The sequence below is a fragment of the Chryseobacterium sp. ON_d1 genome, assembly GCF_006829085.1.
In the GTDB taxonomy this organism is placed as follows: Bacteria; Bacteroidota; Bacteroidia; order Flavobacteriales; family Weeksellaceae; genus Chryseobacterium.
Window position 1 is genome coordinate 63,878 of sequence record NZ_BJTC01000018.1, and the last position, 26,628, is coordinate 90,505.

The window sequence follows — 26,628 nt, forward strand, 5'->3', positions numbered from 1 at the left end:
TTTATCTACTCATTCTGCTTGATTTGTGGGTTATTATTAATCTCTTTGTTAGGAATCTGGAACCTGAATTTATCCGGTGTCAGATTGAATCTTCCAAAAGTATGGTTGGTTCCTGTGTATATACGCTCTAATGGGATATTTAATCTTTTCATATCGAACCAGGCATAGCCTTCTCCCCAGAGTTCTATTCTTTTTTGCAGAATAATTTCATTGATCAGTTCACTGCCTGACTTGGTAGATAGGGTATAAGCCTGATCTCTTTTTGAAGTAATATCAAATAATACCTGTCTTGCTTCTGCTTCTCTTCCCTGTCTGGCCAGGGCTTCTGCCTGAATATAATAAAGAGAAGAAGCCCTGATGTAAATATAATCTCCTTCAAAAAGGGTAGGATCTTTAAACTTCCAGCTTACGTACGGCGGATAATTTTTAGTTTTTCCATTAAAGGTATATGCTGCATTCTGGCTTCCATTGAAGACTTTTTTACGGTAATCTGTGGCCGGAATAGCTTCATAAAGGCGTTTGTCTATCAGCTTACGGATCTGCGCTGCTCCTGCATAGCCTTCATTGGTATTATCAAACATCGAGAAGAAAGAGGCATAATAATTTCCGATACTCATGGTGGAAATTGTATTATGAAAACCCCATATTACCTCAGGATTATTGATGTTGGAAAATCCGGTAGTAGTATAGTCGTCTTCAGTCATAAGGGCAACTCCCTGCTTACTTTCCCCTGCGTATTGGGCTGCTTTGATATAATCTCCTGTTTCCAGGAATATTTCGGCTGCAATCGCCTTGGCAGTTCTTTGATCGATCTGGGCTCTGGACGGACGTGAGTAACTATCCAAAAGTGAAACGGATTCCACAATATCTTTTTTGATCTGTGCATACACCTCAGCAACTGTTGATCTTGGAAGACCCTGGCCTGGATTACTGGCAGTAAGAACCAGTGGAAGTCCCGGTTCAGACTGATGTCCGTTATAATCATGAGCATAAAAACGAACCAGATAAAAGTAGGAATAAGCTCTCAAAGCAAGCAGCTGTCCTGCGATGGCTCTGTTTTTTGCATTGGCATTTTTATCCAAACCGTCAAGCAGTTTGTTGATCACAAATATTCTGGCATAAAAAGTGGTCCACACAATTTCAGAAGCAATATTGCTGGCATTGGTGGCTTCATAATTATAAAACATTCCCAAATGCTGGTTGGTCGACTGGATGACATCGTTAGACATCAGATCAGCACCCGCTTTGATTCCCATGATTCCGAAATCTGAGTGAACCGTAGTACCGCCGGCCCCGTTGCTGCGAAGATCAAGATAGATTCCGCCCAGTATTTTTTCCGGGCTGTTAGCGTCGTTATTTAGCTGTTCCCCGGAAATATCTCCTTCCGGTAACGTGTTGAGATCATTGGCACAGCTGGTAGTAATAAAACCTATAGTTACCGCTGCAATAAAATATTTTATTTTGTTCATTCCTGTTCTTTTAAAAATTAAGTTTAAACCCTAAAGAAACACTTGACAAGAGAGAATAGCGGTACGAATCAGAAACTCCCGTGAGTGAAGCTCTCGGATCATATCCTTTTCTCTTGGACCACAGATAAAGATTGTTTCCCGTTACATAAATTTTCAGACCTGACAAGCCTGCCTGCTGCGCAAAACCATCGGGAAGCTGATAGGAGAGCGTTACATCCTGAAGACTGATATAATCTGATTTAATCAGATAAAGTGTTGAATTTCCATTCTGGTTCGTTGCCGTAAGATCTACCCTTGGCAATGCTGCATTTGGATTTTCCGGAGTCCATGTTTTATCCAGATCTGTTGAATAGTTGGATCCATAGCTGTCAGAATGAAATAAGCTTCTGTAAATGTCATCATATCCATAACCTCCGAACTGATAAGCAAAATTGACTGCCAGATTAAATCTCCTGTAAGAAAAATCTGTCCCGAACCCGCCATATACCTTTGGAATGGCAGATTTTCCAGTATTATAGTCGGTAGCCTCCTTATAATTATTGGTAACTGTTCTTTCTTCTTTTTGAGTAGTAGGATTTATCGTTGTCCGGTACCATAAAGCATCCCCGTTTTCAGGATTTACCCCGGCAAATTCTTTGAGGAAATAAGTATAACGGTCCCCACCTTCTGTAAGAATAAACAAACCGGTTACAAGACCTGTATTTCTCTGTTCAGCCGGTAACCGGGTGATCTTATTTTTATAATGAGTGGCATTGGCATACACACTCCACTGGAATTCATCACCACGAAGAATATCTACATTTAGATTAGCCTGAACTCCTCTGTTGGTCATATCCCCTATGTTTCCATACTTTACATAAGAACCGGCATTAGATGGAGGAAGGGGAAGGGTATAAATCATATCCGAAACTTTCCTTTCAAAATAATCTGCATTCAGGGTGATTCTGTTTTTTAAAATGGAGAGCTCAAAACCGGCATTCAGATTTTTCGAAGTTTCCCATTTTAGATCCTTATTCCCTTGTTTCTTCAGAGACAGAACAGGTTTGTCATCCCCGAAATTATTAATTCCATAAATATCCTGATAGGCATAATAATCCCTGCTGGAGCCTCCTAAAAGAATGTTGTCATTTCCCTGCTGGCCGTAAGAAGCTTTTAGCTTTAAAGAATTGATGAGGGTGTTGTCCTTAAGGAAATCTTCTTTTGCAATATTCCATGCCAATCCAAGTCCATAGAAGTTCCCCCATCTGCTTTCCGGCGAAAAGACTGAAGAACCATCTCTTCGGACATTGGCATTAAAGAAGTATTTACCGTCATAATTATAGAGCAATCTTGTGAAATACCCTTCTACAGCATATTCATAGCCGTTTCCGGACAACCCGGTAATTTTTACAGCATTGTCAAAAGCTTGTGAATCAGGTAATAAAAGCTGTTGCTTTGATCCTGAAAACCCATCATCTTTGATCTTATTCAATTCATGTCCTATAAGCAGGTTAAAGCTGTGATTTCCCAGTTTTTTCTGATAGGTAAGCAATTGCTGGTGGTTTAAGGTATATTTAAAGTTAGAACTCTGTGAAATCGTTCCTCCTACAGAAGAAGAAGTTCCTCCTTCCGTATTTCCGAACTGCAGGTTTCTTGCATTTTCGAGATAAGCCCCGAAATTATAGGTAAAATCCAGCCCTTTGATGATTTCATAATTTAGGCCAAGATTAAGGTTGGTAATATTACTTACCGTTTGAGATTTGTTTTTTTGAAGGTTGCCTACAGGATTTTCGAAAACAGCATAAGATCTTGTGGCTCCGTTGGGTCCCTGGCCGTCTCCGTAATCATATAAAGCATTTCCATACTTGTCATAAAGCCTCTGGTAATTGTTATCCCGCAAGAATACAGGATAGAAAGGTGCAATATTTCTGGCAAACTGGAATGGGTTGGAAAAACCGCCGGTCTCACCGAAATCCTGTTTGCTGTAAGTATAAGATAAAGCACTGGTTAATTTCAGTTTTGAAGTGATGAAGTAGTCCACATTAGACCTGATCCCGAATCTTTCAAATCCTGAAGAAATCAAATATCCTTTATCATCCAGATAATTAAGTGAAGTATATGATTTTACCTGGTCACTGTTGGCATTGATTCCTACGGTGGCTTCTCTTCTCAAAGCTGGTCTGAAAAGCAGTTTTTTCCAATCGTCCTGATACAGTAATTTCGCATCAGGATTGAATGATCCATCCTTTGAGATCAGTTGATTGAAAGGAACATTATAAACATTGTAACCCAGTTTGGCCAGTGCTGCAAGTCCCACATCATGTGGAGAAGGGCCGGAAGGAACAGCTCCCGGCTGTTTCAGCCTTGCGATTTCACCTATTCTGGCTCTGTTGTAGTAGGCCGTATAATAATCCTGCGGAGAAGTATATACAGAATAATCTTCAATGGATCTGAAGTTAACTCCCGTTCTGACATCAGCTTCAATACTTAATCCCTTGCTTTTCCCTCTTTTTGTATTCACAATAATTACTCCGTTGGCCCCTCTGGAACCATATAAAGCATTGGAGGATGCATCTTCAAGAAAGGAAATACTTTCAATATCCGATGCGGCAATACTGTTGAGATTTCCACTGTACGGAATGCCGTCCAGTACAATTAACGGGTCGCTGGATGCATTGATAGAGCCAATTCCTCTCATCCTGATGGTAGGCTGGGAACCTGGCTGTCCTGAGGAGATTACCTGTATTCCCGCTACTTTTCCTCCAATTCCCTGAAGAATATTTCCGTTTTGAAGATTAGAAAGATCCTTGGCCTTCAACGACTGTACAGATCCTGTAATCTCTTCTTTTTTCTGCTTTCCAAAGGCTACCACCACTACTTCTTTGATGGAGGTTTCCCTGGAAAGGCTGTCTTTGCTTTGGGCAAAACCATATTCCGCGAATAGCAGTAAGGCCAATACACCAAGCTTGCATTGTTTCTTTTTCATTATATTAATCTAGGTTTAAATTTGACTGTGTATTACTGCTGATCCTCTGGTAGAAAATGTAACTTTCTGCCTCCTTTTTCAGGGAGGTTATAAAAAACAGAAGGTTTAAATTTACAGGAGATGTACCCGGATGAAAGAAGCCCTGAACGCTTTGGCTTTAATTCCTACAGTAATGAATGTACCGCTTAAAAGTCAGCACATCATCATGCACATCATATCAAAGCACATGTCTTGAGAAATACAGTTGTGCAGTGAATGGGCAGGCATTTCACAACACATTTGCTGTGTGGAAGCTGTCGCCGTAATGTTGCATAGGTAAGAATTAAAGGTATTCTTATTCATGAGAATAAAGTTTATTTTTTTTTAACTGGGTCAAAATTATTTAATAATTGATAAACCGGTATAAAGAAGGGATATGAGATAAATCATATTAGTCTACTAAATTAGTAGATTAATATTAAAAAACCAGAATATATAAATTTATTTATTTGATAATCAGTGTTTTGTTTTGTTGTTCAAAATGTTAAAAAATGATAAAAAAATTAGATTTTGATAGTTTAATTAAAATTAACATCAATAAGTCTACTTTTTTTATAGACTTTTGTTTATTTTATAGCATTATCAATCATTAGAGTAGGCATCATAAGCTTTATCCTGCTATCCGCTCATACTCCTCGCACCTGGCTGAATCCACATTCTGCTGTGGGGTAACCGCTGCTATCAGGGCTAAGGACGGTTTGAATTATAAGTGATGAATGATGAATGATGAATGATCGATTATCAATCATGATATAAAATTATCCCAAACCTCTGTGTCAATCCGTGAGATCTGCGGTTAAATAGCCTCTAGATTGTTATATTCAATAGAAATGGGCATTAGCCTGTTTATTAAAAAATAAAATTCATCTGGCTTCAGCCAAAACCTAAAAAAAGAAGCCCACCTTTCGGCAGACTCCTATAAAAACAAGATTGAAAAGAATTTTATTGTTTGGTAATATCCGGAACAGCCAAAGGAGTCTGGTCCCAACCGCCACCAAGCGCTCTATAGACAGCAACACTCGCCTTAAGTTGGTTCACTTTCTTTTCTACCAGCTCAAACTTTGATTCCAGGGCATCCCGCTGAGTCAGCAGGACTTCCATGTAATCGGCACGGGCATATTTGAACAGGTCGTTGGAAATATCTATAGACTTTGTTAAGGCATTTACTTCCTTCGATTTGATGTTCACACTGCTTTCCAGATTATGGATTTTAGATAACTGGTTTGCCACTTCAATATAAGCTCCCAAAACGGTCTGCTCATAATGATACACAGCCTGAATCTGTTTTGCATTGGCATTGTAATAAGCGGCTTTAATGGCTCGTCTGTTGATCAGAGGAGCTGTAAGTTCTCCCGCAAGAGAAAACAGGAATGACTGAGGCTTGATGATGTACAGAGGATTAAAAGCCTGTAAACCGATTCCGGCAGAAAGATCAAGAGAAGGGTAGAACCTTGCTTTGGCCACTTTAATGTCCAGCTTGGCTGCAGCCAGCTCATATTCAGCCTGCTTGATATCCGGACGGTTTTCCAGCAAATCAGAAGGAATTCCTCCGTACACAGCTTGCGGAACAACAGAATCAAAAGAATTCTGGCTTCTTTCTACGGGCTGAGGAAATCTTCCTACCAGATAATTGATCTTATTTTCAGTCTCCACAATCTTTTGCTGGATGTCATACTGCATTCCCTGGGTTTTCAGAACCTGGGCTTCAAATCGCTGCACTGCCAGCTCATTGGACCGGGCATTCTTTTTTAAATCCTTGATAATCTCCAGCGCATCATTCTGAATTTTGATATTCTGATTCAGAATAACCAGTTCATTATCCAATGCCAGCAGCTCATAATAAGAATCTGCAATCTCTGAAATAAGATTGGTGGTCATGAAGTTTTTGCCTTCAATGCTGGCAAGATATCGCTGTACCTGAGCTTTCGTTGCATTATGAAGTTTTCCCCAGATATCTGTTTCCCATTGTGCCTGGGCACCTACTCCAAAATCAAATAATGGCTCCGGCATTTCACGGCCGGGTTCTATTTCAGTGTTGGCCTCCATAGCCCCGATATTGGTATAGCGGCTTACCTTATCTACTCCTGCACCGGCTTTTAAACCCACAGAAGGAAGATATTCCCCTTTCCTGGCTTTGATTTCATTTTTAGACATTTCAATTTCCTGAAGAACAATATTAAGTTCCTGGTTATTCTGAAGAGCCTGGCTAATCAGTTCCTGAAGATGAGGATCACTGAAGTATTCATTCCACTTCATTTTTCCTGTATTGATGGTGTCATTTTCTGCCGGACCGTATTTTTCGGGAACGGTTTTATTCTCAGCACGCTGTTCTATTTCGATAGGTTTACAGGCAGTAAGACTTAATAAGAAGACTGCCAGACCTGCATATTGATATATTTTTCTTTTATTCATAATGGATCATGTCTTCGCTTAATGGAGATTCATCTTCGTCTTTAATCATTTTTTTACCATCAGACCACTTGGCAAATATGTAGTAGAGCCCCGGAATAACAATGACTCCGAATAGTGTTCCTATAAGCATTCCTCCCAATGAAGAAGCCCCGATGGTATGGTTTCCGATAGCTCCGGCACCTCTTGCAAAAACAAGCGGAACCAATCCTGCAATAAACGCAAAAGAGGTCATCAGGATCGGTCTGAAACGGGCTTTGGAGCCCTCAACCGCTGCTTCCAGGATAGAATCTCCCGCCTGGCGCCTTTTCACCGCAAATTCAACAATAAGTACTGCGTTTTTACCCAGTAATCCGATAATCATAATTAATCCTACCTGTGCATAAATGTCATTTTCCAGTCCCATTGCTTTTAACAGTAAGAAAGATCCGAATACTCCCACCGGAAGCGAACACAGTACAGCAAAAGGAATGAGGAAGCTTTCATACTGAGCTGCCAGAACCAGATACACAAATACCAGAACAACAAGGAAGACATAGATGGCCTCGTTACCACGCTGCGCCTCATCGTAAGACAATCCTTCCCATGCCACTTTATATCCGTGAGGAAGTGTTTTTGCCGCGGTTTCATTGATGGCCTGAATAGCATCAGCGGTTGTATATCCAGCGGCCGGAAGTCCACGGATTGCAGCTGAATTGTACATATTGTAGCGGGTAATCTCGTTAGGTCCCTGTGTTTTTTTCATCGTCATAAAGGCTGAATAAGGAACCATTTCATCACGGTCGTTTTTTACATACAGATTCATGATATCTGTAGGAAGTCTTCTGAATTCCGGGGACGACTGTACATATACCTTAAAGAACTGTCCGAAACGGATAAAGCCCTGCTCATAGGTACTACCGATCAGAATGTTGAGGTTATCCATCGCTTTTCCTATAGAAACTCCTTTCTGCATGGCGGCATTATTGTCAAACACCAGCTCATACTGAGGATAATTGGCAGCAAAGAAGGTAAATACTCCTGAAAGTTCTTTACGCTTTTTTAGCTGGGCGATGAAATTTTTATTGGCTTTGTCAAATTCCTGATAATCGGTAGTTCTGTTCAGATCCAGAAGTCTCATGGAGAAACCTCCAGAAGATCCGAATCCTGGTACAGCCGGCGGTTCAAAGAACTCAATCGTAGCTCCGAGGTCTTTTGATTTTTCTTCCAGTTCTTCCATGATTTCCTTTACAGAATGATCACGGTCATTCCAGCTTTTAAGGTTGATCAGACAGGTCCCTGCATTGGAGCCGCGCCCTTCCGTCATAATCTCATATCCAGCCAGTGACGATACAGATTCCACACCGTCTACGCCCATACATATTTTCTGTAAGGTCCTCGAAACTTTATTGGTCTGCTCCAGGGTAGAACCCGGAGGAGTCTGGATAATCGCATAGATGGTTCCCTGGTCTTCATTCGGGATAAATCCGCCTGGCAATACTTTGTTGATCACAAAAATTCCTGCACAGAAAGCAATCAGAATTCCCCATGTCACCACTTTTCGGCTCACAATTTTTCTAAGGAATGAAGCGTATTTTCCGGTTACTTTATCAAAACCGCTGTTAAAAGAGTCTAAAGCTTTGGTGAAAATATTGACTTTTTTAGGCTTTCCATGATGGTTTTTCAATAACATTGCCGCCAAAACCGGAGTCAGCGTAAGCGCTACTACTGCAGAAATCACAATAGAACTAGCCATAGTAATAGAAAACTGACGATAGAAAGTTCCCACCGGACCTGTCATAAATGAAATAGGGATAAACACGGCTACCATCACGGCTGTAATGGCAATAATGGCTCCGGCAATTTCACCCATCACTTCTTTTACCGCTTTATAAGGCGAAATATTACTGTCTTCCATCTTGGCATGAACGGCTTCTATCACCACAATCGCGTTGTCAACTACAATACCGATGGCCAGTACCAATGCGAAAAGGGTAACAAGGTTGATGGTTAATCCGAAGAACTGGATCACAAAGAATGTTCCGATCAGAGAAACCGGCACGGCAATAATAGGAATCAGGGTAGAACGCCAGTCACCCAGGAAAATGAAAACCACGATGGCCACAAGGATAAACGCATCTCTCAATGTATGCATTACCTGCTCAATAGAAGCATCAAGGAATTGCGAAACGTCATAACTGATTTTGTAATCAACCCCCGGAGGGAAGTTTCCTTTCATTTCTGCAAGTTTTGCCTTGACATCCCTGATTACATCATTCGCATTACTTCCGTAGTTCTGTTTTAAAACGATAGAAGCGGAAGGATGCCCATCAAGATTGGAATAAATATCAAAGAACTCACTTCCAAGTTCCACTTTGGCAATATCTTTCAGCTTTACATTCTCTCCTTCAGCATTGGAACGGACAATGATATTTTCATACTCTTCCGGCTTGTTGTACTGTCCTTTATAGGTCAATACATATTCCAGCGACTGTGCTGCAATACCGGAACTTTGCCCGATTCTTCCCGGACGTCCGATGATACTTTGTTCGCCAATAGCTTTCATCACCTCATCTACCGAGATATCGTAAGCACGCATACGGTCGGGGTTCAGCCAGATACGCATGGCATATCTCCGGCTTCCCAGGATCTGAGATTTTGCAATCCCATGGATACGGTTGATTTCCGGGATGATATTCACCATAGAGTAGTTGTACAGGAACTTTTCATCCATACTTTTATTCGTACTGTAAAGATTCACGTACATCAGCATACTCGGCTGGATCGGGTTTACCACAACCCCTTCTTTCTGTACAAGTTCCGGTAATAGAGGCATTACCTGGTCTACTCTGGTTTTTACCAGTACTACCGCTTCATTAGGATCGGTTCCGGGATCAAAGACAACATTGACTGTAGCTTCTCCGGCACTGGTGGCATCGGTAGTGATGTACCGCATTCCCTGAACACCATTGATGGCATTTTCAATCGTAATCAAAGATGATTTCACCAATACATCTGCACTCGCTCCGGGGAAGGCAATAGATACAGCTACTGTTGTAGGCGCAATTTTAGGAAACTGCTCTGTAGGAAGCTGCTTCATCGCGATACCCCCCATAAACAGGATTACAACCGATATCACAATGGCGAAAACCGGTCGGTGTATTACTTTTTTAAACATAATGCTGCTTTTGGGTTACTCGGCGTACAGATCCAGATTCGACATTACTTTTTCAGGCTTTTGGTATTTTGAACTGATCTTTTGATTTTCCTGAACCATTCTAAGACCCTCCAGAAGGATTCTGTCATCCTTTCCAAGCCCTGAAGCGACTACATAAATATGTGGTAATTCAGCAGCAACTTTTATTTCTCTGGCATGTACTTTGCCATCTTTGCCGATCACATAAACGTATTTCTTTTCCAGCTCCTCGAAGGTTGCTTTCTGGGGGATCATCATGGCGTTGGCATAAGGGGATGTGATGACGATGTTTCCGGTTTCTCCGTATCTCAGCAGTCCTTTAGGGTTAGGAAATGTTGCTCTGTAGGCAATATTCCCTGTTTCATTGTCAAAGTCAGACTCTATTGTCTGTACAATACCGTCCTGAGTGAATTCTTTGCCATTGGCCATTCTCAGACGTACATGCATTGGATTGCTGTCCTTTTTGGCGTCCATCTGATTAAGATATTCAGCCTCCGGTACATTAAAATATACCCACATTTTACTGTTGTCGGAAAGTTCAGTTACCAGTTCACCTTCATCCACCAGGCTTCCTTTTCTGACATGCAGTTTTCCTACAATTCCATTAAAGGGAGCCCGGATTTCTGTGAATTTCAAATGGGTATTCATTGAAGCAAGTTCAGCCTGAGCTTTTTCATATCTTGCTTTAGCCATCGCCATTTCCTGCGGGGCTACAATGTTTTTGTCTGAAAGGTTTTTGGTATTCTGATATTCGATTTGTGCATATTTCGACTCTGCTTTTGCACGGTTTACATCAGACTCATAAAGATTAGGCATGATTTTAAATAGCAGCTGCCCCTTTTGTACAAATTGTCCTTCATCTACATAAATAGACTGAATGTATCCCTTTTCCTGAGCACGGAGCTCAATATGATTGATAGAACGGATTTGTGCTACATAATCTTTATTGACCAAAGTATCTTTTACAAGCGGGCTTGTAACGTTGAATGACGCTGCTTCTGTCTTTTCTTTTTTTTCAGGCTGACAGGCTGCTAACAAGAAAATAAGGCACAGATTAATATACATGAGACTTTTCTTGACCATGATAATATTGTTTTATAATAATTTATAATTGAAAAAAATAGAGTTACCTGCTCTCAAATAGAATTGAAAGCCTATAAAAAGATTTCGGGAAAATTATTATAAAATCACAGTCTGATGACCCTGTACTGAATGTACAGATCATCATGTAAAGTTTTTAAATATTCTGACTGAGAAAGTGAAACAGCGATTTTTCTGTCATGAAAGGTAGTGACAAAACCTGAGATCAGGTGCCAGAAACCATCTTTGAAAAGCACAAGAAGCTCTGTAGAATCGGATGTCTCTAGATTGTCGTCATTTTCGTTGTCATTTTCAGAAAGATTAGCTCTGATCTTGTTATAGCGGGGATGACTGATATTGTAAGCATCATTGGTCTCTTGATTTTTAATAAAGGCAAAAGATTTTTTGATGCTTTTTTTCTGATGAACCAGAAGATCTGTAGTAAAGTGAAGATCAGAAGAAGTATCTGTTGAAATATACTGCTGAATTTGCCCATAATACCAACCTAAAACGGTAAGCAAGGCAAATAATAAGCTGTATAAATATTGATAAAATCTTTTCTGCATCCAGAGACAAAGGTAACTAAAACTTAAAAATAAGTGCAACCGCTAAAGATTAAAAAAGTGTTAAAAAGTAATAGGCTTACTGAAAAAATCCGTTTGTTTTCCAGACTTTATTGAAAATTAAAGAGAAGTGGTGTATCTATGAAAGGTAAAATCAATAAACAGGATAGAAAAAAGCTAAAAAAATAAATAGACAACTTTGTCTATTTAATATCTATCTTTGCTTCATGAAACAGAGAGGACAGGCTGTCATTGACAAAATTTTAGATATCGCAGAAAAATTATTCTACGAACAGGGGTATAACAATACCGGAATTAACCAGATTATAAGTGAATCTGATATTGCAAAAGCTTCTTTATATAAGCATTTTGAAACAAAAACTGATTTATTAATTGCCTATATCCAGCGTATGCATCAGCTTTGGTTCAGCAGGCTGGAAGTCAGTGTAAATGCGGTCAGCGACCCTAAGGAAAAGCTGCTGGCCATTTTTGACCATCACACCAAGCGACAGGAAATCAGACAGTATGGAGGATGTCCGTTTATTAAGGCCAATGATGAAGCCGGAACAAGTGATCCCAGGGTGTTAGCAGAGATTCAGGCAACAAAAGTTCACAGTAAGGAATTTATAAAAACACTTGTGATAAATTCCGGTCACAAACAAATGCTTACCGATGAGGATCTTACCGAAATGATCTATGTAATGCTGGAAGGTTCTATAGTTACAGCTTCCGTTTTTAAAAATCCGGATGAGATACAAACAGCAAAAAAAATTATTCAAAAACTGATTTAAAATGAAAACTACAAATAATAAGTGGCTGGAACTCATCATTGTTCTGGCAGCCCCTTTACTTTCTGTTATAGACGTGTTTATTATCAATATAGCCATACCCACTATCAAAAAAGGGGTTCATGCGACCGATGGTGAAATGCAGTTCGTTATTGCTGGCTATCTTCTCGGTTATGCTGCTTTTCTGATTACAGGAGGAAGGGCAGGGGATCATTTCGGAAGAAAAAAAGTATTCTTCTGGGGAATGCTTGTTTTTACAGTAACTTCCTGTTTATGCGGGTTGTCACAGTCTGCATTACAGCTGAATATCACAAGGTTTTTTCAGGGATTAAGCGCTTCGTTTATGGTTCCGCAGACCATTGCATTTATTCAGATCCTTTTTACAGAGACTAAAGAGCGGGCGAAAGCATTTGGTCTGTACGGAATTACTCTGGGAACAGCTGCTGCAATAGGTCAGGTACTTGGTGGTTATTTATCTGATACACATTGGATGATAGAAGGCTGGAGACTGGTTTTCTTTATAAACCTTCCCATAGGGATTATCACCCTTTGGGCAACCCAGAAATACGTTACTGAAACCCCCAGACATGAAAGTACAAAATTTGACTACACCGGAGTTGTCATATTAACCTTTGCTCTGTTCTTTCTTATTTATCCCCTGATTCAGGGACGGGAGTCAGGATGGCCTTTGTGGAGTTTCGGACTTTTAATGCTCTCTTTTGTTCTGTTTGTTATTTTCATTTATAATCAAAAAATAAAACTGGGGAAAAATGGTAATCCTTTGATTGATGTCAGATTATTTAAAATAAAGGATTTCAATATCGGGCTTACGGCTGTTTTATTTCATTTTATGCTTCATACCGCCTATTTGTTACTGAGTGCCGTATATCTTCAGAACGGACTTGGGATTTCAGCACTGGATTCCGGATTATACTTTATTGCACCGGGGATTCTGTTTGTTATTTCTTCTGTTATGGCTTCCAGGCTGATTGTAAAATATGGAAAAAAAGTACTGCAGATAGGTGTGGTGATTCTTTTTTTTGCATTTTATCTTCAGATGACACTTTGGAAGCCGGGAATCAGTACCGGGCTGATCATAGGATTAATGGCAATGTGGGGATTTGGAAATGGTTTGGTTCTTCCTTCATTATTGAATGTTGCCCTTAAAAATGTGCCTTCCCGGTATGCAGGAAGTGCGGCCGGAATATATTCTACTTTTCAGCAAACCGCTTCTGCATTAGGGGTTAGTGTTATTGGCGGGGTATTTTTCTATTTTTCAAAAGACGGTTGGCAGACAGCTTATCATTTTGGGATTATTGGTGTTCTTATCTGTGTGATTATGTAGGTTTGATGTTACAATTATTACCGGCTTCTGAACCCGTAGGTGAACATGGGAAGAAAACAATTAAAGCATAATATTTACCTTGGAGGTTTTTAACAAAATTAATTTTATTTTTGAAATAGCTTTATTCTGCACAATTTTTGCTGTAACAAGCTACTTTTAACGGTTAATACATGACCGCAGTACAAAATTCTCCAATATTATGATGAAAAAATACCTTATTTATATATCGCTTTTAGGAGCACCTTTATTTTGGGGACAAAGTAAAGTGACTGGAAAATCTGCTTATGAGCAAAGCCTGGCTTTATCAGAGAAGGAAAATGAGGCAATGGCATTTGATGCTAATGTCAGGTTAACTGATGCAGAAATAGCTTTGGATAAAAAAATATTCCAGCTCCGTAAACAGTTTCTCAGTGATACGGAAGCGAAGAAAATATCTTTATATAGCAGTTCTTTTAATGAATTAAAACCATTGATAGAAAGCAGCAAGCTGTTTGAGCTCCTTCATGGTATGCCGAAAGGAGGTCTGCTGCATACCCACAGTGGAGGAATAACAGACGTGAAATGGGTCATTTCGGCTGCCAGAAAATATCAGGAATGCTATGTTTACGATCAGAAAGATAATGATCAGTTTATTTTCGGACAGTTGGCTTTTTTTGAAAAAGGAAAAGTTCCGGCCGGATTTGTAAGTCTTGATAAAAAGCTGGCTTCAGATCCTGGTTTTGAAAAAGAACTGCAGGATCTTCTAACCCTGAAAAGGGATAATCTATGTTCTTATACAGATTATTGGATCGAGTTTGAAAAACGGTTTAAGCGCATCAACCTGCTGCTTCCGTATCGTCCTTTCTTTAAGGAATATTATCTGAAAGGATTTCAGGATCTGATAAAAGACAAGGTGCAGCACGTAGAAATAAGATATATCTTTGATGAACTTTACGATTTTCAGCATGGAAAATATCCTTTGAAAACTTCTGTCACAGATCTGCAGGACATTATTAAAGAAATACAGAAGACAGATCCGCAGTTCACACTGAAGCTGATCTATTCAAGCTTTAAATTCTTGGATAACGAAAGTATTGGAAAACAATTGGAAACCGCTTTTGAACTGAAAAAAGAGTTTCCGGATATGATTTCAGGCTTTGATCTTGTAGCAGATGAAGCTGCCGGGCATCATATCAGTTTCTTTGAGAAAAGCTGGGCAAAAATGAATGAATTTAATAAAAAGTATGGTGTGGAAATACCTCTTTTCCTTCATGCCGGAGAAAGCAATTCTGCCCTGAACAAAAATGTACTGGATGTTGTTCCATTGAACAATAAAAGAATTGGTCACGGGCTCAATCTGATTTACTTCCCGAAAACCATGGAACAGATCAGAAAACAGAATAAGCTGGTAGAAGTAAGCCCGATCAGCAATCAGATCTTAGGATATGTAAGCGATCTGAGAAATCATCCTGCAAGAGTGTTATTGAGCAATGGAGTGCAGTGCTCTATCAACAGTGATGATCCTTCCGTATATGGCTATACAGGCTTAAGTTATGATTTTTGGGTTACGCAGGTATATTGGGAACTGGATCTGAAAGCAATAAAAAAACTGGTTTTCAATTCTATTGATTATTCTTCTTTGAATGAAACAGAGAAAAAGAAAGCTGTAGCTTATCTGGACCTGCAATGGAATAATTTTGTTCAGAAAACAAACCAGAGCTTAAAATAAATAAGTTTTTCCTGAAAAGATAAAGAGGCTGTCTCCAAAGTCATATAACTTGGCTTTTGAGACAGCCTTCTGTTTTTAACAGAGATGCCAACTATTTTTTTAATTTTAATCCGGACAGTTTTTTCCTTATATCAGGACCTTTTTTTGACGGACTTACATTGGTCAGAACCAAAGACTCACAGCTATTAAAGATTGCAAAACGTTTTACGGTTTCCATAAAAGGAGTAAGCCATAATTCAGTAGCTATAGCGCCGTTTTCAATATGCAGATGAATAAGCTCAAATTTTTTTTCTTTTCTGTGCGCTTTACAGTCCACTCTTCCAATAAACTGGTCTCCGAACAGGATGGGAAGACAGAAATAACCATACTGCCTTTTTTCTTTTGGAGTATAGCATTCCAGACGGAAATCAAAATCAAAGATCTGTTTGATTCTATCCCGGTGGATAATAGAATTATCGAATGGAGAGAGCAGCCATACACCTGGATCAGCAGGATCAAATGTTTTTTCCAGTATATCATTCTGGATGAAAACAGCGTTTCCTCCCTCAGCACTGACTTTGGAAATTATGCCTTCTTCAAGCATGCTTTGCAGTATCTCATTGACATTCTTCTTCAGGTCATTTCCGTTCCTAAGGTGAGTAATCTGTTTTACTGTGGTAAACCCATAGGCACGAAGATTGGTTTTTACCAGATATTCCGCTAATTCAACAGACGTAGGTTCTGTAGTGCTAATGAAAGAAGGTAATACTCTTTCTGACAGATCATAGGTTTTCTGCATTCCGGAGCGTCCGCTGATCATCAGATCTCCCTGCATAAAAAGTCTTTCAAGTGCCAGTTTAGCAGGTTTCCAATTCCACCAGCTTCCGGTTTTTTTGCTTTCATTTTCAAAATCTCTTGCTTTTTTAGGACCCTCATTGCGAATGGTATCTGTGACATATTCCATCACTTTAGGATCTGCATTATAGTAACGGGATTCTCCTCTTTTGATCATCAGCATTTGCGGTAAAACATAGCGGAAATCCTTCATGGGAAGGTAGGATGCTGCATGAAACCAATATTCAAATACTTTACGCTCTTCCACCAGTTCTTCCAGATAATCTGCCTGAAAATCAGGAACCCTTGTCCAAAGGGTATGATGATGGGCACGTTCAACGACAGAGAGTGTATCGATCTGTATATATCCAAGGTGTTCCAATGCTTTAAGAACAGCTGTTTTCCCGGTTCCGAACGGCGTATTGTGTATTAAGCCCTGGCTATGTAATGTGATGAGTTTTAATTGCTGTGATGTTAACTTCTTTTCCATCTTTTATATCTGAATGATAGAGATTGTATGATGTTTTTTCAAATATACTGATTTAGCGGAAAGTCATAGGATGAGAAGATAGATAGATCTGTTTACCGTTACAGTTTTAGATCAGCTTTTTTTACTATTTCCAGCAACCTGGCAGCAGCCATTGTGCCCATATTGAAGCCATCGTTGATAATACATTCATAAGATTCGTCAAGATATTTTGGAAGAGTACCTTCCGTTATAGCAATAACTTTGGTTTCTGAAGTTGGTATTTTTTTCTTGATAAGAGAGCTGTGCAATCCGGCAAGCGTTTCATCACTCATGGCAAAATATCCGTCAAAACGTTCATAATCCAGGATGATATTCAGTTTTTCTTTTACACTTTCGGCAGATTCACAATAGATTATTTTACACTCTGTTTCTGGTGATTCTTTTAATTTACCGATAAAAAAATCTCTTCTGGTCTGTGTTATTTTCAGGTTTTCATCACCAAATATGGCCAGTATCCTTTTACAGTTGTTTTTTATCAGTCTTTCGGCAGCTGTTTCAGCGTTGAGCCTATTATCGAAAATAATCTCGTCAAAATGATTCTGCGGAATTGTCTTATCAAAAATAACAACAGGAAGATCAATATCTCTGGCTTTCTGCAGGTGGGAGAGGTCTTTCGTATATCTTGTAAGAGAAATAAGGATACCGTCTACCCGGGAGTTGATGCAGGTAACAATATTTTCTATTTCCCTGTTTAAAGATTCTTCTGACGACAGTACAAAAAAATGATAACCCTCTCTGTGAAGTACAGAAGATATTCCTTTAATAATAGAAGGGATAAAAAACATGGACATTTCAGGAATAATAAGCCCAATCATTTTTGATGATTTCTTCCGGAAGTTGATGGCAAAGTCATTCGGGATATAATTAAAGGTTTCTGCTGCCTCTTTTACCTTAAGCTTTACAGCATTGCTGATATCAGGGTGATCCTTCAGTGCTCTGGACACTGTAGATACACTGATATTAAGCATTTCAGCAATGTCTTTTATTGTGACTCTTTTCATTTTTAAGTTAATTGAGGCGATTTTTGGGTTAATTTAGTGATGTTTTGGGAGTAAATTTAAGTTAAAAAATGTTAATTTATGCAATTGAAGTGTTATAGAAAAGTTAAAATTAAAATAAGTTATCCACCGCAAACGTTTGCGCAAACGTTTGAATTTAATAATAATTTAACACTGTGAACAAACCATATTTTACATATGGTAAAAAAAATACTTTTAGACCATAATTAAAAAACTCCTAAAAATATGGAATCGAAAATTTTTACCAGACTGTTCATTTTGGGTGCTATGAATACCGCAGCATTTATGTTTTCCCAAAGTACAGAAAACGATACAATTGCAAAAGGTAAAGCAATTGATGAAGTAGTCGTTACAGGGAATTCAAACCCTAAAGCTTCTATTAAAACCAGTACTTCTATTTCAACATTAAAAATGAAGGACATAGAAAATGCTGCCCCAAGAACAACTGCAGAAATTTTCCGAACAATTCCCGGAATACGTTCAGAATCATCAGGAGGGGAAGGTAATTCCAATATTACCGTAAGAGGGGTTCCGGTTTCGGCGGGAGGTTCAAGATATTTACTGATTCAGGAAGATGGGTTACCGGTAATGCAGTTTGGAGACATCGCTTTCGGAACGCAGGATCAGTTTACAAGGTTTGATTCTTTTGTTTCCAGAGTAGAAGCATTAAGAGGAGGGTCTGCCTCTGTTTTTGCAAGTAATTCTCCGGCAGGGATCATCAATTTTATCACAAAAACAGGAGAAAAAGAAGGGGGAAGCATTACTCAGCAGATTGGGCTTAACTATAAAAATTACAGGACTGATTTTGATTACGGAACCCCAATAGCAGAAAATACATACGTAGCGGTAGGAGGATTCTACAGAATAGGAGACGGGCCCAGAAAGACCGGATTTAATTCCAATAACGGCGGACAGTTCAGGCTTTCTTTACTGAGAAAGTTTGATAGAGGTAGTTTCAGAATATACGCAAAGATACTGGATGACAGAACAGCAGCGTATATGCCGATGCCGGTAGGGGTTACGGGAACAGATGCAGATCCTAAATGGTCTTCTCTGCCGAATTACAATATTCTCAGAGGAGCTTTACAAACCATTAATCTGCAGCATGACAGAACCTTAGGGAATGACGGGAATATCTTTAACAGTGATGTTTCAGATGGAATGCACTCTCTTTCTAAAGTGATAGGTGCAGAATTTAATTATGATCTTGGAGAAGGCTGGAAGCTGGAAGAAAAAATTCGTTATGCAGCCAACAGTGGGCAGTTTATTGCCCCGTTTCCTGCGAGTGTAAGCAGAGGCAGTGATTTCTTTACTGCGGGTAATTTTACCAATTTCGGAAGTGCTGTTTATGCAGGAACCAATACTCCAGTCGATATGAATGCCTATTATATGAAGCTGGCTCTTTTTAATGTAAAGCTGAATAACTTCAATAATTTTGTGAATGATTTTAATATCAACAAAAAATGGAACGGATTAAAATTAAATGCAGGTTTGTATAAATCTACACAAAATATCAATATGTCATGGATGTGGAACAATTATATTCAGGAAGTAAACGACAGCAATGCCAGATTGGTTGATGTGAAAAATACGTCCGGAGCATATATAACAGATCATGGCTTACTGAATTACGGAATGAAAGACTGGGGAAATCTGAAGAGAGACTACAATACAAAATACGATATCACTGCCCCACATGCACAGATCGAAATCAATGCAACAGATAAACTGACGATAGATGCCGGAGCAAGATATGATATCGGGAAAGTAACAGGAACGTTCTCAGGAGCCACGGTTACCTATACAAGCCTTGATATGAATGGTAACGGCGTCATTGATATTCCTGAACAAATGGTTGGCTCAAATGATAATATCAATGTTCCTGTAAATTACAGATACGGAATTTTCGGATATTCAGTAGGTGCCAATTATGCGCTGAACAGTAAAAATGCAGTATTTGCAAGAGTAAGCCAGGGTGGAAGTGCTTCTGCAGACAGAATTTTGTTTTCAGGGTATAACTACACCAATAATGATGATCCTGCACTGGATGCTGTAAAGGTAAATAAGGTAAATCAGATAGAAGCCGGATACAAACTGAGAGGAGCCGGATATTTCCTGAATACAACACTTTTCTATGCAGGAACAAAGGAGGCCAATTATGAAGCGACAACTCAGAGAAAAACAGAAAATAAATACCAGTCCCTGGGAGTAGAACTGGATGGATATTACAGGATTACAAAAAGCTTTGAAGTAAAGGCAGGAATCACTTATACTCACGCCGAGATCAAAAATGCACTTGATCCTTCCATTATTGGAAACACACCAAGAAGAACACCTAAGCTGATGTATTCCGTAAATCCAAATTTCAATATGAACAAACTGAATGTTGGCTTTTATTTGATCGGAGCTACAAAAGCTTATACCCAGGATTCCAACAAGTTAATTATGCCAGGTTATGCTATTGTAAACCCTTATATTTCTTATCAGATCATGAAAAATCTTTCGGTAAGCGTGAATGCCAATAATATCTTTAATACCATTGCGGTTACGGAAGCAGAAGAAGGAAGCATCGCAGGCGGAAACGGAATCGTGAGAGCAAGAACGCTTCCGGGAAGCAGCTACAGTGCAAGTGTGAAATTTGATTTTTAATAGTTTGCTCATATGTGGAACGAATTTTTATTCGTTCTGCATTTTAAAAAAATAATAATATGTTTAGACAGGAAGCCATAGAGATTATCAGAAAAGCGATTACAGAAGAAGGAATTCTGGCATCTGCACAACAAAAAGACAATTACGCAAGAGTATGGGCAAGAGATTCTATGATGGCAGGGTATGCCGGAATTTTAATCCATGATGAAGAGATTCTTACGGGGCTTGAAAGATCTATTCTGACATTGGCCAAACATCAGGCAGAAAACGGGCAGATTCCCTCCAATGTGGTGAATGGCAAAGCAAGTTACGGAACACATGTTGGAAGGACAGATGCTACGGCATGGTGGATTGTTACCGCTTGCGAATACCTCAGAATAACATCAGATGATGCTCTTAAAAGCAGTCTGAAAAAAAAGATTTATCAGGCACTTTCATGCCTTAAGACTTGGGAATACAATCAGAGGGGTTTGGTTTACAGTCCATTGGGAGGAAACTGGGCGGATGAATATGTGACGTCGGGCTATACACTGTATGATAATGTTCTCAGATACTGGGCCTTGAAAAATGTATCAGAAGCCTATAATGATCCTGAATTAAAAACGGTATCGGAAAACACCAAAAATCTGATCCAGCAAAATTTTTGCAAAAATGATTCAAATGCAGCCAGGTATCATGAAACAGCTTATGCCAAAGCTTCAGCAAAACCCTTCTTCTGGGCATCTCTGAATGCAAACGGGTATGATGAGCGGTTTGATCTTGCCGGGAATGCACTGGCTCTGCTTTTAGATTTTGAAATTGATATGCAGGATTTTTCAGAATTTTTAAGGGATATGAGTAATGAGTTTAAGCACTGGATGCTTCCCGTCTTTTACCCGGTTATTTTTCCAGGAGATGATGATTGGCGTCTGCTGGAAAACAATTACAGTTACAGTTTTAAAAACCAGCCTTATCATTTTCACAACGGAGGATCATGGCCTATATTTTTAGGGTGGCTGTGTCTGGGCCTTAAGAAAAAAGGAATCAAGGAAATTCCTGAAAAAATTATTACACAATACGAAACATTAATGAATGAAAAGGGTGAGCATTTCAGAGAATTTTATTCAACAGACAAGCTTTTGCCACTGGGAACAGAGCAGCTCTGCTTTTCTGCGTCCGGATATATTTTAATGTCATTATAAAGAACCGTTTTCAAAATAACCTGGCTCAAAAAATAAAAAAATGATTGGAGATATTATAGAATTGGAAGATAAACATCTGGCTACAGCCAAAGAGATCACAGAGATACTGAAAAAACATTTTTCGTTAGGCAAAGAAAAGAAAATAGCAATAGGAATTGCAGGAGAAAGTGGCAGCGGAAAATCGGTAACGGCTTTTGCCATTCAGAAAGTTCTGGAACAGGATCATCTTAAGAGTCTCGTTGTACAGATGGATGACTATTTTAAGCTTCCTCCGAGAACGAATCACGAAAACCGCATGCAGTCCCTCGATAATGTAGGTATCCATGAAGTTGATCTTAATACACTTTCCCGGAATATAAGGGATTTTAAAAACGGAGTTCTGGAAATAGAAAAGCCTTTGGTGAACTATGGTAAAAACTCAGCCGGTCATGAAATAGTAGAAACTTCTGAATACAATATTATTATTGTAGAAGGTACTTATGTCTTTGAAATTGAATCTTTTGATTTTAAAATTTTTATAGACAGGAATTATAAGGATACTTACAGGAACCGGATGAACCGTAACCGCGATGAGCAAGGTGATTTTATAGAAAAAGTACTGGAAATAGAGCATCAGATTATCAGAAATTTTAAAAATGATGCAGATCTTATATTGGGAAAAAACTATGAACTTGTAACCTCTAATTTATGAAAGTAAAAAGAATCATTCCCCATCTGAGCTTCTGGCAAATCTGGAATATGAATGTCGGTTTTTTTGGTATTCAGTACAGCTTTGGACTTCAGCAGACGGCAGTTAATCCTATTTATTCTTTTTTGGGAGCCCATGCCGAGCAGCTTCCTATTCTGAATCTTGCCGGGCCTATTACAGGATTATTGATACAGCCATTGATTGGGGCTATCAGTGATAAAACCTGGAGTCCTAAATGGGGACGCAGAAAACCATTCTTTTTGCTGGGTGCTTTATTTTGCAGTATCGCTTTATTTTTATTTCCCTTCAGTTCTACCATCTGGATGGCCGCAGGTTTGTTATGGATTTTGGATGCTGCCAATAATACAGCCATGGAACCTTACCGTGCATTCATTGGAGATAAACTTCCTGAAGATCAGCAGACTTTCGGATTTCAGATGCAGAGCCTGTTTGTGGGAGCAGGGATTACACTGGCCAATCTTTCACTGTTTGTTTTTCAAAAGTATCTGGGAGGAAATTCTGCGAACGGAGGTATTCCTGTGTGGGTTTATTATTCATTTTTCTTAGGGTCCTTCTGTTCTATTGCATCGGTAGCATGGTCTGTGTATAAAACGCCGGAGATCCCACCCACTGACGAGGAGCTTAAGGAGCTAAGAAAAGCTAAAGAAAGCAGTACGTTTTTTACCCCTTTTATAGAAATAATAATAGCCATCAGAGAAATGCCGAAAATTCTTTGGCAATTGGCATCGGTATATCTCTTCCAATGGTATGCCCTTTTTGTATACTGGCAGTTTATTACTCCAATGCTTAAATGGTCACTGTATGGAGTTTCAGAAGCCGATGAAATGAAGGCCAGCCAATTTCTGGAAAACGCGAAAAGTGGAATATCCGTTGCAGTATCCGACCTGACATGGGCAAAAAGTGTGTTGTATCAGGTAGAAGTAGCAGTAGGGCAGACTGGACTTATGAATGGCTCTTATAATATTGTAACCATGTTTTGTGCGTTGCTCTTAGTTCCTTTTGCTAAAAAATTCAGCTCAAAAAACACCTATATTTTCTGTTTATTTCTTACAGGATTGGGAATAATGACGCTACCTTTTATCAAAAATGAATATGGTATTCTTATTCCGATGGTTGCGCTGGGAATCGGATGGGCTTCAATGATGGGACTGCCTTATTCCATTGTTTCCCCTTCTATTCCTCACAGTAAAAGAGGAATTTATATGGGAGTGATCAATATGATGATTGTTATTCCCATGTTGATCCAGACCCTGTCGTTTGGTTTTATTTTTAATAATTTTTTAGGGGCTGATCCCTCATCTGCAATTGTTTTGGCTGGAGTGTTGTTTTTGGCGGCGGGAGGCTGTGTGTTTTTTATGAAACCGGGCCGGCATGTAAATGATTAATATAGATATATGATAACCGGTTGCTTTTAACTTAAGAATTAATGGTATTATAGAATTTTTTTCTTTTTTCTCATTGGTTGTATTCCCAGCCGGTTTTTTGATTTTACTGATCATTTTCAGAAATTAAAAATTACAATAAATATTTGCCAGATTATTTTAATGTCTCTTTTTAATACTCAATTTCAGGTGCTTCTTGGTTGATCTGTTTTTTGCGGACCTTAAACAGGATATACAGACTGGTAATATGAGGCCCTTATTTTTCTATTTCTAAACTGAAAAATATTAAAATTCTTCTCTTAATAAATTTATAAGTTCAATCTAAATATGAATGTTATAAATTTTTTTACATTATCCTTTTTATTTCAATTTTAAGTGATTTATAGGGAGTTATTTATCATAATGTTGTGAATATAAAATTTTTAAAACTTGTAGTGTATAATTAGAGTTATTTTTAGTTGTTATTAATCAGTACTTTAAGTTATAATTTGTTTTAAGTGAATAAAAAATTAAAATTAATTTTTTATTAAAAATCATATTGAAGTGATTTTTTTTATACATTAGCACCAAATTCAAATGAAAAAAATAGAGTAAAAGCATAACAACTATAATTTTACAGGTTTATTTTTTTCATTGTTTTTTGAGGGCTTCTTTGATTTAACTGAAGTGCTTAGCTAATAACCATTACACAATTATTATATGATTTTTATTCAAAAACAACTTGTCAGTAACATACAACCTTATTTTCATAAAGGTATTGGAAATAAGTGTACTGAGGGTAATTCTGAAACAATCTTTGTAAAAGATTTCTTTCGTGGTTTGCATACTATAAATGCAGGAAATTAATCCCTTCTATCTAACGTAACATTCTATAAATAACAAGCTAAATAAGTGCCTGGAAATTTCCTTGCATGGTTATCTTAGTTGTTGAATTACAATTTTTTACACTTTAATACAATGCTGAACAGATCATCTTTATCTAATATTTTTTGGCTAAATAAGACAAAAAATAAAGAAATTATTTTCTCACCGGAAGATAAAATACTTTATACCAATACAGAGATATCGAAAAAGAATTTAGAAAGTTTTTTTAGAATTTCAAAAGATAATTCGAAATCTAAATTCACTGTTATCACTTCAGTTTATTATTTCCTGCTGAAAAGATATTTTGATGATTTTCAGAATGTTGTAAGAATAACTTCTTCTCAGGAAATTGAACTTGATAATGATGTATTGCTTGAGGTTGAACTGGACAATAATAATACATTTAAGGAGTTATTGAAAAAAACTGCAGATGTAATTAAAGAGTCTTTTGAGCATTGTCATTACAATTCAGAAGATATTAACTTATCTGAATTTTCTAATTTTTCTATTCAATTTCAATATGGTACGGAAGAAGAAACCTTGAATGATAGTGTTTCTCTTTTTTATCATGAGTCTGAGGATTCTGTTTTTTTAGGTATTTATTATAAAAGTGAGTATTCGGGCTATGCTGTTCAAAGTTTATTAGACAACTTTACACATATTCTTTCCAATTATGATCAGTATTTGGATATTGAAGTGCACAGCTATAATTTTCTTCTTGATCAGAAAAGTTCAGATCTTTTAAATCAGTTTAACAGTACTGAAGTTTCTTATCCCACTGATAAGACCATTGTGAGTCTTTTTGAATCCCAGGTTGATCGTAGCCCGTCTCATACGGCTGTAGTCTTCGGGGACCTATCTTTGAGCTATTGGGAACTGAATGCCAGGTCGAATCAGCTTGCCCATTACCTTATATCGTTGTATAGTATTGAGAGAGATGATCTGATCTGTATAGATCTTCCCCGCAGCGAACAGATGATAATTGTTATATTGGGTATTCTGAAATCTGGAGGTGCTTATGTACCTATAGATTTTGATTATCCTCAGGATAGGAAAGATTATATTATACAAGATACCCATTGTAGGGTTGTCATTGATGAATCCTTTTTATCAGATTTTGAAAGTCAGCGAGATTATTATTCTACAGATAATCCCGTAAGTTTAATAGGTCCTGATGACCTGGCGTATGTTATTTATACCTCCGGTACAACGGGTCATCCCAAAGGAGTCATGATTGAGCATAAAGCTGTTTTCCATTCTACTTTGAATAGAATTAATTTTTACTCTATTGAAAGTATGTTATTGATTCCATCTTTTTCATTTGATTCCTCAGTTGCTGTTATTTTCGGGGTTTTATGCAGTGGTGGAAGATTATTTGTTGAAAGTACCATTCATATAAAGGATGTAGAACATATCTCAAACCGAATTATCAGCCATAATATAAACGGACTGTTGTGCGTACCTAATTATTATTTTAATTTACTTCCTTATCTTACAGGAAATGCGTCTGGTTCGAATACTTTAGAACATGTCATTGTAGCCGGGGAAGAATTGTCTAAAGGTTTGGTTTCAAATCACTTTAAATACAGTAATGCCGTTTTATATAACGAATATGGTCCCACTGAATGTGCCGTCTGGTCATCTGTTTCTATTGTAAATGATGATCATATCACCATCGGCAAGCCTATTTCCAATACTCAGATTTACATCTTGGATGATTATGGTCATCAGGTTCCTATCGGTGTAGCGGGAGAGCTTTATATCTCGGGATCTGGTCTTGCGAGAGGGTATCTTAACCGTGAAGAATTAACTGTTTCGAGGTTTGTATCCAATCCTTTTGTTCCCGGCAGCAGGATGTACCGTACCGGTGATCTTGGGAGGTGGCTTCCCGACGGCAATATTGAATATTTGGGCCGTATAGACCACCAGGTAAAGATCCGT

General features: G+C 38.4%; 16 protein-coding genes. 8 read left to right on the plus strand and 8 right to left on the minus strand.

Annotated features, from left to right (window positions below):
• Positions 1-5: 5 nt before the first annotated feature.
• The 6 genes from CRS_RS22730 to CRS_RS22755 form a co-directional block, all read right to left on the minus strand.
• Positions 6-1,469: a RagB/SusD family nutrient uptake outer membrane protein gene (locus tag CRS_RS22730; RefSeq protein WP_142726236.1), complete on the minus strand. Its 1,464-nt coding sequence runs from the start codon at positions 1,467-1,469 to the stop codon at positions 6-8.
• 10 nt (positions 1,470-1,479) lie between these two features.
• Complete coding sequence (locus CRS_RS22735) at positions 1,480-4,434, minus strand: SusC/RagA family TonB-linked outer membrane protein (RefSeq protein ID WP_142726237.1); 2,955 nt, start codon at positions 4,432-4,434, stop codon at positions 1,480-1,482.
• 981 nt (positions 4,435-5,415) lie between these two features.
• The gene (locus CRS_RS22740; RefSeq protein WP_142726238.1) at positions 5,416-6,885 is read right to left on the minus strand and encodes a TolC family protein; all 1,470 of its coding nucleotides are present in this window, start codon (positions 6,883-6,885) and stop codon (positions 5,416-5,418) included.
• Entirely contained in the window at positions 6,878-10,039 is a 3,162-nt protein-coding gene (locus CRS_RS22745; protein WP_142726239.1) for an efflux RND transporter permease subunit, read from the minus strand. Before CRS_RS22745 ends, CRS_RS22740 begins: the two co-directional genes overlap by 8 nt.
• 15 nt (positions 10,040-10,054) lie before the next feature.
• The gene (locus CRS_RS22750; protein WP_142726240.1) at positions 10,055-11,140 is read right to left on the minus strand and encodes an efflux RND transporter periplasmic adaptor subunit; all 1,086 of its coding nucleotides are present in this window, start codon (positions 11,138-11,140) and stop codon (positions 10,055-10,057) included.
• A gap of 104 nt (positions 11,141-11,244) precedes the next feature.
• Positions 11,245-11,703: a hypothetical protein gene (locus CRS_RS22755; RefSeq protein WP_142726241.1), complete on the minus strand. Its 459-nt coding sequence runs from the start codon at positions 11,701-11,703 to the stop codon at positions 11,245-11,247.
• A gap of 224 nt (positions 11,704-11,927) precedes the next feature.
• On the opposite strand from CRS_RS22755, the gene CRS_RS22760 reads away from it, so the two are divergent.
• The 3 genes from CRS_RS22760 to CRS_RS22770 all read left to right on the plus strand — a co-directional run bounded on the left by CRS_RS22760 (position 11,928) and on the right by CRS_RS22770 (position 15,541).
• Positions 11,928-12,491, plus strand: coding sequence for a TetR/AcrR family transcriptional regulator (locus CRS_RS22760; protein ID WP_142726242.1), 564 nt, complete (start codon positions 11,928-11,930; stop codon positions 12,489-12,491).
• Position 12,492: 1 nt separating this feature from the next.
• Positions 12,493-13,833 carry an MFS transporter gene (locus CRS_RS22765; protein WP_142726243.1) on the plus strand — a complete coding sequence of 447 codons (1,341 nt, stop codon included), beginning with the start codon at positions 12,493-12,495 and terminating at the stop codon, positions 13,831-13,833.
• Positions 13,834-14,032: 199 nt separating this feature from the next.
• Positions 14,033-15,541, plus strand: a complete 1,509-nt coding sequence (locus CRS_RS22770) for an adenosine kinase (protein ID WP_142726244.1) — start codon at positions 14,033-14,035, stop codon at positions 15,539-15,541.
• 91 nt (positions 15,542-15,632) lie between these two features.
• Here CRS_RS22770 and CRS_RS22775 read toward each other — a convergent pair whose 3' ends face one another.
• Positions 15,633-16,844 (minus strand): winged helix-turn-helix domain-containing protein, encoded by a 1,212-nt coding sequence (locus tag CRS_RS22775; RefSeq protein WP_142726245.1) that lies wholly within the window; start codon positions 16,842-16,844, stop codon positions 15,633-15,635.
• A 98-nt stretch (positions 16,845-16,942) separates the two neighbouring features.
• Complete coding sequence (locus tag CRS_RS22780) at positions 16,943-17,884, minus strand: LacI family DNA-binding transcriptional regulator (protein WP_142726246.1); 942 nt, start codon at positions 17,882-17,884, stop codon at positions 16,943-16,945.
• Between the two features lie 243 nt (positions 17,885-18,127).
• On the opposite strand from CRS_RS22780, the gene CRS_RS22785 reads away from it, so the two are divergent.
• The 5 genes from CRS_RS22785 to CRS_RS22805 all read left to right on the plus strand — a co-directional run.
• Complete coding sequence (locus CRS_RS22785; RefSeq protein WP_228451330.1) at positions 18,128-20,551, plus strand: TonB-dependent receptor; 2,424 nt, start codon at positions 18,128-18,130, stop codon at positions 20,549-20,551.
• Positions 20,552-20,610: 59 nt separating this feature from the next.
• Complete coding sequence (locus CRS_RS22790) at positions 20,611-21,732, plus strand: glycoside hydrolase 100 family protein (RefSeq protein WP_142726247.1); 1,122 nt, start codon at positions 20,611-20,613, stop codon at positions 21,730-21,732.
• Positions 21,733-21,772: 40 nt separating this feature from the next.
• A complete protein-coding gene (locus CRS_RS22795; protein ID WP_142726248.1) occupies positions 21,773-22,423 on the plus strand; it encodes a uridine kinase in 651 nt (216 codons plus the stop codon).
• Entirely contained in the window at positions 22,420-23,826 is a 1,407-nt protein-coding gene (locus tag CRS_RS22800; RefSeq protein WP_142726249.1) for an MFS transporter, read from the plus strand. Before CRS_RS22795 ends, CRS_RS22800 begins: the two co-directional genes overlap by 4 nt.
• 954 nt (positions 23,827-24,780) lie before the next feature.
• A partial coding sequence (locus CRS_RS22805; RefSeq protein ID WP_142726250.1) for an amino acid adenylation domain-containing protein occupies positions 24,781-26,628 on the plus strand: 1,848 nt, incomplete at its 3' end.

Excerpts from the sequence above, each read along its gene's own strand:
- CRS_RS22755 (WP_142726241.1), bottom strand. The coding sequence starts at position 11,703 with ATGCAGAAAAGATTTTATCAATATTTATACAGCTTATTATTTGCCTTG.
- CRS_RS22775 (WP_142726245.1), bottom strand. The coding sequence starts at position 16,844 with ATGGAAAAGAAGTTAACATCACAGCAATTAAAACTCATCACATTACAT.
- CRS_RS22750 (WP_142726240.1), bottom strand. The coding sequence starts at position 11,140 with ATGGTCAAGAAAAGTCTCATGTATATTAATCTGTGCCTTATTTTCTTG.
- CRS_RS22740 (WP_142726238.1), bottom strand. The coding sequence starts at position 6,885 with ATGAATAAAAGAAAAATATATCAATATGCAGGTCTGGCAGTCTTCTTA.
- CRS_RS22735 (WP_142726237.1), bottom strand. The coding sequence starts at position 4,434 with ATGAAAAAGAAACAATGCAAGCTTGGTGTATTGGCCTTACTGCTATTC.
- CRS_RS22785 (WP_228451330.1), top strand. The coding sequence starts at position 18,128 with ATGGAATCGAAAATTTTTACCAGACTGTTCATTTTGGGTGCTATGAAT.
- CRS_RS22795 (WP_142726248.1), top strand. The coding sequence starts at position 21,773 with ATGATTGGAGATATTATAGAATTGGAAGATAAACATCTGGCTACAGCC.
- CRS_RS22760 (WP_142726242.1), top strand. The coding sequence starts at position 11,928 with ATGAAACAGAGAGGACAGGCTGTCATTGACAAAATTTTAGATATCGCA.
- CRS_RS22745 (WP_142726239.1), bottom strand. The coding sequence starts at position 10,039 with ATGTTTAAAAAAGTAATACACCGACCGGTTTTCGCCATTGTGATATCG.
- CRS_RS22765 (WP_142726243.1), top strand. The coding sequence starts at position 12,493 with ATGAAAACTACAAATAATAAGTGGCTGGAACTCATCATTGTTCTGGCA.
- CRS_RS22770 (WP_142726244.1), top strand. The coding sequence starts at position 14,033 with ATGATGAAAAAATACCTTATTTATATATCGCTTTTAGGAGCACCTTTA.
- CRS_RS22730 (WP_142726236.1), bottom strand. The coding sequence starts at position 1,469 with ATGAACAAAATAAAATATTTTATTGCAGCGGTAACTATAGGTTTTATT.
- CRS_RS22800 (WP_142726249.1), top strand. The coding sequence starts at position 22,420 with ATGAAAGTAAAAAGAATCATTCCCCATCTGAGCTTCTGGCAAATCTGG.
- CRS_RS22780 (WP_142726246.1), bottom strand. The coding sequence starts at position 17,884 with ATGAAAAGAGTCACAATAAAAGACATTGCTGAAATGCTTAATATCAGT.
- CRS_RS22790 (WP_142726247.1), top strand. The coding sequence starts at position 20,611 with ATGTTTAGACAGGAAGCCATAGAGATTATCAGAAAAGCGATTACAGAA.